Raw genomic sequence first — 8352 nt, 5'->3', positions numbered from 1 at the left:
CTTTCATATCACTTTTAATCTTAATTGACATTTTTTTTGAAATATTTTTTATAACTTCTTTATCAGATAATTCAGCTTTTAATTTTCCATTAACCACGACAGCCTTAAGATTCTTTGATCCCATGACTGCACCTAAGCCGCAACGCCCCAGGGCTCTTCCATGGATACCATCGGTTATAATGCAGGATATTAAAACTTGTTTTTCTCCGGCTTCGCCAATCACTGCAGCTTTGGCATCTTTGCCTTCGGCTTCCTTTAAAAGATCTGTGCTGTCAAAGGTATCTTTTCCCCAGATAAAAGCAGCATCTTTGATTTCTACTTTCTCGTCTGTAATGTTGATATAAACCGGTTTTTTAGAGGCCCCCTTGATGATGAGAGCATCATATCCGCAGCGTTTGAATTTATTGGCCCAATATCCTCCGGCACTGGCTTCGGCAAAAATGCCCGTCAAAGGAGACTTACTGACAACATCAAATCTGTCACTATTGAAGAGGCCTGATCCATTTAAGGGACCCGTGGCAAAAACCATAATATTGTCAGGACCCAGGGGATCTGTGTCAGGGCCTGTTTCATCAGCCAGGAATTTAGCACCCAGTCCGCATCCGCCTATATACTTTCTGGCTATATCTTCAGAAAGTTGCTCTTCTGTTACAGATTCATTACTTAGGTTTATCCTCAGAACCTTACCCATATAACCGTACATATTGTTCTCCCTTCTTTTATCCTGATTATCCTGCGAACCTGGGTTCCAGTCTGCCTTTGACGTCTGTCTTTATTCTGAAAAGGTCGCCCGCATAGGGTTCCTTCTGTCTTTCAATATCCGATTTACCGTACCAGGCTGTTGATATATAAAGATCTGAAAGATCCTTACCTCCAAAACCTACACAAGTTGACGTTTCAACAGGAATATTGTATTTACGGTCGATTTTTCCATCGGGACTATATCTTACAATCTGGAATGCACCCCAACGGCCATTCCAGAGGTATCCTTCATTATCAATGATGATCCCGTCAGGATATCCGTTTTTCGGATCAACTTCTGCAAAAATACGACGGTTGGAAAGTGTACCCATTGAACTGTCATAATCATAACAGAGAATTTTACTGTTCCATTGTTCTGATACGTAAAGTATCTTTCCATCGGGAGAAAAACTCATCCCATTGGCGGTGCATAGATTGGAATCCAACCGGGTCAATTCGAGTTTTTCATTGAGGCTGAATAAACAACCCTCAGGAGATGTAACTTCATTGAAGTTCATAGTTCCGGCAAGGAGTCTTCCTGCAGAATCAACAGTACCGTCGTTGAATGCCAGTGAATCATTATCGGATACAGGATCACATATGAATTCACACTGATTGTTCATCTGATCCCAGAATGCCAGTCCCTTTTTGGTGATGATCACCCATCCGCCGCCCCGGCGTCTGACCAGAGACGTAACAGGCATGGATAATTCATATTTATTGACTTCCGAGGTGGAGGGATTGAGATTGAAAATGCATGAATTTTCAGTATCTGTCCAATAAAGCCGGTTTTCTTCGGGAATCCAGAGAGGGGCTTCTCCGATTTCGTTCTGTACACTGAGCACATGCTCTGCATTTTCTTTAAAATATTCTTTCATTCTTGATTCCTGGCAGATTTATTAAGGGCCCCGGTGTCGGGCCCCCTTTTTTGTTCAATAATATTAATCTCGAATTACATAGACTCTTTCAGAATTTGAATCAAGTCTTCTTTTGTGGGGTTCATTGGATCGATTTCAATAGAACCGCCCATGTAGCCGATTACACCGTTAGCGATCTTATCCAGGTGTTTATCATCAACACCCAGGGCTCTCAAACCTACATTCAGACCCACGTCATTAATGACAGCTTCCACTTCTTCCAAGCTGTCTTCAAGTAAATCCTGGCCTTCATTGAAGTATTCATTCCGCAGCCACATACCGATGTTTTTGTATTTTTCGGGATTGGCTCTCATGGAAAACCTGAAGGTCTGAGGTGTCATACAGGCCAGGGTTTCACCATGGGTTGTGCCGCAAACACCGCCGACTGAGTGAGCCAGTCCGTGACAGACGGTTACAACCCCATTAGCAATTCCGATACCAGCCAGAGTATTAGCAAAGGCCATTCCATTTCTGGCTTCTCTATCGCTTCCATCCTTTACGGCGCGTCTGAGATATAGCCCGACAAGGCGGATGGCTTTTTCGCACATCATATCTGTAATAGGAGTTGATGCCGTACTGGTGTATGCTTCGATCGCATGAGCCAGAGTATCAAATCCAGTGGATGCAGTAATTTTCGGAGGCATGGACGCCATCAGTTCCGGGTCGACAATAGCTACTTTTGCAAAGGTATTGTCAGAACCGATTCCGGGCTTTTCTTCAGAGCTGGGATTTGTAATGACAGACCACTGAGTGGCTTCACTACCTGTGCCGGATGTTGTTGTTATTGCAATGATGGGCATTGTCTTTGCAGAGATTACCTGTACATCCTCACCGATACAAAAGTCCCAGATAGGTCTGTCGTGACCAAAGGCCACTGCCATTCCCTTGGCTGCATCTATTGCAGATCCACCTCCCAGGCCGATGAACATATCACATCCTTCGGATTTGGCAACTGCGGCTCCCGCATCAATCTGTGTGTGAAGAGGATTGGGATCTACGGCTGAAAAGTATACTGAATCTATTTTGGATTTTTTCAGGATTCTCTGAAGACGGTCTACAAGACCACTCTCTTTAAAGAAGGTTCCCGTTGTTATAATCAGAGCTTTTTTTCCATATGCCGATGCATATTCACCGGTCTGATTCAAGGCTCCTTCTCCAAATAACAGCTTAACGGGCTCGTAGTAAAAAAAATCTTTAATCATTGTATTTCTCCTAAATATTTATATTTTTTGTTGTATTCTTGTAATGCATCCAGCATTGCTACCATGTTTTTTATAGGGGTTTCTTTCTGAACATTGTGAATTGTGCTGATTACAAATCCCCCATTTCCGGAAAATTGTTCACAGTGTTCTAACACCTCTTCTCTCACCTGCCCGGGAGTCCCGAAGGGCAGGGTTTTCTGTGTATCCACAACACCTCCTCAGAAAGTCAGTCCCCCCCATCGTGGTCTTTGAAACGCTTGGGATCCATGCCCTCTGCAGTCCACTGAAGGGGGTTGATAATATCGAAACCCGCATCGATAAAGCCTTCCATCATGTTTTCCATTCCGTATTTTGATGAATCCAGTCATTCATTTTCCGGTAATAGGGTTTGTACAGCTCATCAAAGGTAGTCAGAGAACAGAAGGTAGAAGTTTGTGTTCCGAAATCGGTCCCGCAGATCCAGGCAATGTCAATTCGTTTTCCCACTTTTGCAAACACTTTTCCAGAGTCTTATTTTATCTTTCATAACCGGGAGGCTGGCAAATTCCATCCACTGATCAGCAAGGGAGCGAAGTATGTTTTTTTCTTTATCACTAACCATTCCAGTATCTCCGGGATCAAAAATATTTAAAGAAAAGTTCTTTCAGGCTTCAACTCCAGTCTTGATCAGCATCTTGTTGAGGACCACTGCAATAACCAGCACCGTACCCTTAGCCACTGACTGCCAGTACGGGGGGATAACAGTCATCAGACCGGTTGTGACACACATTATAATCAAGGCCCCAACCATGGTTTTCGCAACAGATCCTTCTCCACCAGCAAATGCGGTTCCTCCCAGTAAAACAGCTATTATGTTATCCAGTTCCATACCGTCACCGGAAAGAGGATTGCCTGTAGACATGTAGCTTGCCCGGGCAATTCCAGCCAATGCGGCCATAAATCCCACCAGGATATAAAGCAGCCAGGCAACTTGTCTGGCGTTAATACCGGATAACTCTGCAGCAGTTCTGTTACCACCGACTGCAACGGCATATTTGCCCAGGATTGTTTTTCTTTGAGTGATTATCAGCAATACGATTACCAATATGGCGACATAGAATGCTGTCGGAAGTCCAAGGAGGACTTTTTTCCGGGCATAATCATTGATCCATATAGGCATAACTTTATCTGCCGTCCCTTTTATTGCTGATACACCATTGGGTACAATAAGGAGAGCCACACCCTTGAACAGGTTTAAGGTCACCAATGTTGCAATAACCGGTGTAATTCTCAGCTTCTGAACTATATAACCATTTATGAATCCGCAGAATATACCCAGAATGAGTGTCAGGATAAAGGCGATTCCCATGGAGAAACCATTCAGGATCATCAACGAGTAAACTACCGCATTCAGACTCATGGCACTTCCCACCGACAAGTCTATATTTCCGGAAATCATCAGCAGAGTGAACGCTCCACTCAGAGTCAGGATCGGAACCGCACTTCTCAGCAGATTGGTTATGCTTGCCGGGCTTAAAAAATGCCCCCTTCCGAAGAAAGTAACTTCATCCAGCTTCATGACGCTGAAAACAATGACTATCAACAGCAACACAGCGTATATGTAGTATTTTTTTACAACTCTGTTCCATTTATGAGTCTTATCTATCTTTAAATTCTTAGTATTCATCTTCACACCTTCCGCATTCCGCTCATCAGTATTTACCATATTCAGCCTTTCCTTCTGTCCAGAGCGTATCGCTGGGCGAGAATTGCGAGAAATGTAACTGTTCCTTTTAAAAAAAACTGCCAGTCAGGTGACAGGACCATTCCTGTCGCTGCTGATGTGACGACTCCCAGAACAAGAGCCCCGACAACAGTACCGAGTACGGATCCGAATCCTCCATTAATATTGGTGCCTCCCAGAAGACAGATCACCAATGCATCAAATTCAAATCCTGTTGCTCTGTTTGAAATACCGGCTTTAAATTCTGATGCCATCAATATTCCTGTGATCCCGGCTAAAAGAGCGCTGGTAAGAAAAAGAGTCGTCAGATGGCGTTCCACTCTTATACCTGATAATCTGGCTGCTTCCCGGTTTGCACCGATAAGATATGTACGCCTTCCGAATATTGTCGTTTTTTCAATAACAACAGCAATTATTAAAAGGCCTACCATAATAAGAACTGATACTTTTATGGGAGTACCCGGTATGGAGGCATTTCCTATGACACCGAATATATCTGGAAGACTGGTGTTCCTCTGAGCTCCCAGGGTCACGACCTGGCCGACACCCCTGGCAAGCATCATTGTACCGAGGGTGACTATAATGGAAGGAACCTTTAATTTGACAATGAAAAAAGCGTTTACAGCACCCACAGCCAAGGCGCATAACAAAGCCAGTCCCACAGCCACTCCATAGGGGAGTCCCAGTCCTACGGCCAGTGGGTTTTTCAATACCACAGCACTTTGTGAAAAATAAACTGAAAGTACACCTGTCATGGCGATGACTCCACCTACTGACATGTCAAAGTTTCCGGTTACCAGAAGAAAGGTGACACCTATTCCAAGAATTATGATGTACCAGTAATTCATTATCAGATTCAGCATGTTCATTGGCAGATAAAAATTCGGTACGATTGCACACGCAATGCCGAAGAGTATAACCAGAACACTGATCATAAAAAGGCTAATAAATGATTCATTACTCATTGAGCTGTCTGCTCTTTTTAATAATCTTGTTTTAGTTCCCATCTTAATCTCCACATGCTGCAGTATGCAGTATCGATTCACTGTCAATGTCAGGTCCATTTTCTAGTTTACATTTCATATCGCCTTCAAACATCAGGTAGATACTGTCACAAATATTAACAATCTCCGGAAGTTCGGAAGAGAAGATCAATATTGACTTTCCCTCTTCGGCCAGTTCACGGATAATTTGATAAATTTCACTTTTTGCACCGACATCCACACCTCTGGTCGGTTCATCCAGAAGAAGCAAGTCTGCATTAGCAAACAGACATTTGGAAAAAACCACTTTTTGCTGATTTCCACCCGAGAGCTTGGCCACTTCTTTTTCCGTTCCGTTTGGTGCAATCTTCAGTTTGCTGATATAGTCGAGGGTTATCTTTTTTTCTTTTGCCGAATCTACAAATCCGTTCCTGGAAATGTCTTTCATTTTTATTACAGTTGTATTGCTCCGGATGCTCAACATCGTAAAGAGTCCCTGAGAACGTCTTTCTTCAGGCACCAGTGCAATTCCTGCTCCAATCGTTTCATGAGGGGACTGTCCAAGTTTTTTACCTTTAAAAAATATGTCACCCTCATATTCATCAATACCAAAGATAGCCCGGGCCAGCTCTGTTTTACCGGCACCTACCAGTCCATAAAAACCGGCTATTTCTCCTTTTTTAAGGTCAAAGGAGATATCATTCAACTTATGATTGGAAATATTCTTGACTTTGAGAACCATTTCAGCGGACTGTTCCTCTTTAGGGACATATTCCTCGAATACAGTCTTTCCAATCATCATTTTTATCAATTCTGATCTGCCATCTACATTGGAGAGGCTTTTTGTCTCAATATGACCACCATCACGCATGACTGTGACATATTCACCAATCTCAAATATTTCATCCAGTCTGTGGGATATGTAGATTACTGTTACATTGTTCTTATGCAGATGTCTGATAATACCGAACAGTCGCTCTATCTCAGCTTCAGAGATAGCAGCAGTAGGTTCATCCATTATGATAATGTCAGCCTCTGATGCCACTGCCTTTGCAATTTCCACTATCTGTTTCTTTGCCACGCTTAAAGTTGAGACTAATTGTTTAGGATCAATGGATGGTTCAAGATCTTTAAGAACGTTTTCCATTTTTTTAGACTTATCCGTTTTTCTTAAAAACCCTAAAGTCGTGTCTTCCATACCAAGTGTCAGGTTTTCTTCAACACTGAGCTGATCTACTACATTCAATTCCTGAAATAGTGTGCTTATTCCCAAATTTTTAGCTTCTTTTGGATTCTTTACATGATATTCTTCACCATTAAGATGAATGGTTCCGTTGGTTCTGGACTCTGCGCCTGTCAGAATCTTGATCAATGTAGACTTACCTGCTCCATTTTCACCTACAAGGCAATGGATAGTATTTTTTTTAATATCGAAACTGACATCATTTACAGCTTTGACACCGGGGTACACTTTAACAAGATTTCTGATTTCCAAGACGTTATCAATCATTTCTAACACCCTATTCCTAATAATTGCGGGAGGAATAATGAATGTCTCTTCCTCCCGTTTTTTAAATATTTACTGTAAATAGTTTAATTCAATATCAGTATCAGTTTCCAAACTGCTCTTTGAGCCATGCTTCAGCATCTGATTTTTTCATTGTCCAATAGGAAATAGTGAAGCTTTCTTTGAAATCTTCTTCTGATATTCCATTGGCTGCTATCTGATCAATCTTTCCGTTCTTAATTGCAAAGAGGTTGTCAATTCTACCCTGTCCTGTCTGTACAGGAGGAAGGCCCATTGAAAGTTTAAGTGAACTGTTGGGATCATAAACCTGTTTCATTTCTACAGGATCAAAGTCAACACTGGCAACGATTTCTGTTAAAGGAACACCATTGTCCATTACACCTCTGCCTGCCTGTCTCAGTGCAGCCATTGTGCCCACAGTCAGATTAGAAGCTTCTGAATAAATAATATTAACTTCAGGTCTTTGAGTAACAAGGTCAAGTATTACCTGTTTTGTTGTATCTCCACCCTTATTGGCTTCAAGACAACCCAGATCTGTTGCAGTAGGATCTACAGAAAGAACACCCGCTACGAAAGGATCATGACGTCCTGATTTTACTTCTGTATGATTTGGCCATCCAACCTGAACCATTACGATAGGTTTGTCAGGATTCGCTTTTTTCCACTGTGTAGCAGCTTCCGCACCCATGTCAAAGGATGTTCCGGCCTCATCACTTCGAACTACAGGAATTGCCGGATTAGCCTGAGGTGTGAAAAATGTTGCCATGATAACACCGGCGTCCAGTGCATCCTGAATCCCGGGTCTTGCGGCTTCAACATCCCATGTGTGGATGGAAACCATATCCATACCCTGAGGTACAACCTGATCCAGGTTTTCAAGCATTACAGTGCCGTCAGATTTACCATCAAATGCATACACTTCAGCACCATATTTGTCCATGGCATATTCTTTAGCTGCTACAAACTGTCCCTGGTGAAATACATTGCTCATGTCGGATACGAAAAATGCGATTTTTATAGGATCATCACCTTTTTCTTCCTGACTTCCATTGGCGAACAATGCGGTTGTTGTGAATACCAACAATGCAACACATAGAAAACTAAAAAACTTTTTCATAACATTCTCCTTTTTCTTTTATCCAACTCATCGAATTTTTTTATAGAAGCTGAATAATTACAAAAACAGATTAACAATCTAAGAGTATTTTTACATACCAAAAAGTATTTGTCAATTAAAATTCTACATATAAAATAATAT

The 8352-nt window shown here is 42.1% G+C and carries 9 protein-coding genes; all 9 read right to left on the bottom strand.

What is annotated here, in order from left to right; translation table 11 throughout:
* A partial coding sequence (locus tag PF479_RS16980; protein WP_298009053.1) for an aldehyde ferredoxin oxidoreductase N-terminal domain-containing protein occupies positions 1–703 on the bottom strand: 703 nt, incomplete at its 3' end.
* Positions 704–728: 25 nt separating this feature from the next.
* A complete protein-coding gene (locus PF479_RS16975) occupies positions 729–1619 on the bottom strand; it encodes an SMP-30/gluconolactonase/LRE family protein (protein ID WP_298009050.1) in 891 nt (296 codons plus the stop codon).
* A gap of 74 nt (positions 1620–1693) precedes the next feature.
* Positions 1694–2860 (bottom strand): iron-containing alcohol dehydrogenase, encoded by a 1167-nt coding sequence (locus PF479_RS16970; RefSeq protein ID WP_298009047.1) that lies wholly within the window; start codon positions 2858–2860, stop codon positions 1694–1696.
* A complete protein-coding gene (locus tag PF479_RS16965; RefSeq protein WP_298009044.1) occupies positions 2857–3069 on the bottom strand; it encodes a uroporphyrinogen decarboxylase family protein in 213 nt (70 codons plus the stop codon). Before PF479_RS16965 ends, PF479_RS16970 begins: the two co-directional genes overlap by 4 nt.
* A 121-nt stretch (positions 3070–3190) precedes the next feature.
* Positions 3191–3346, bottom strand: a complete 156-nt coding sequence (locus PF479_RS16960) for a hypothetical protein (protein ID WP_298009041.1) — start codon at positions 3344–3346, stop codon at positions 3191–3193.
* 157 nt (positions 3347–3503) lie between these two features.
* Complete coding sequence (locus tag PF479_RS16955; RefSeq protein ID WP_298009039.1) at positions 3504–4565, bottom strand: ABC transporter permease; 1062 nt, start codon at positions 4563–4565, stop codon at positions 3504–3506.
* A gap of 2 nt (positions 4566–4567) precedes the next feature.
* Complete coding sequence (locus tag PF479_RS16950; protein WP_298009036.1) at positions 4568–5590, bottom strand: ABC transporter permease; 1023 nt, start codon at positions 5588–5590, stop codon at positions 4568–4570.
* Position 5591: 1 nt separating this feature from the next.
* Entirely contained in the window at positions 5592–7076 is a 1485-nt protein-coding gene (locus PF479_RS16945) for a sugar ABC transporter ATP-binding protein (RefSeq protein WP_298009033.1), read from the bottom strand.
* Positions 7077–7176: 100 nt separating this feature from the next.
* Positions 7177–8211 carry a substrate-binding domain-containing protein gene (locus PF479_RS16940; RefSeq protein WP_298009030.1) on the bottom strand — a complete coding sequence of 345 codons (1035 nt, stop codon included), beginning with the start codon at positions 8209–8211 and terminating at the stop codon, positions 7177–7179.
* Between the last annotated feature and the right edge of the window lie 141 nt (positions 8212–8352).

This window comes from Oceanispirochaeta sp. (assembly GCF_027859075.1).
Classification (GTDB): Bacteria; Spirochaetota; Spirochaetia; order DSM-2461; family DSM-2461; genus Oceanispirochaeta.
Note: the sequence above shows the minus strand (reverse complement) of the source record. Positions and strands in the feature narration are given on the sequence as shown.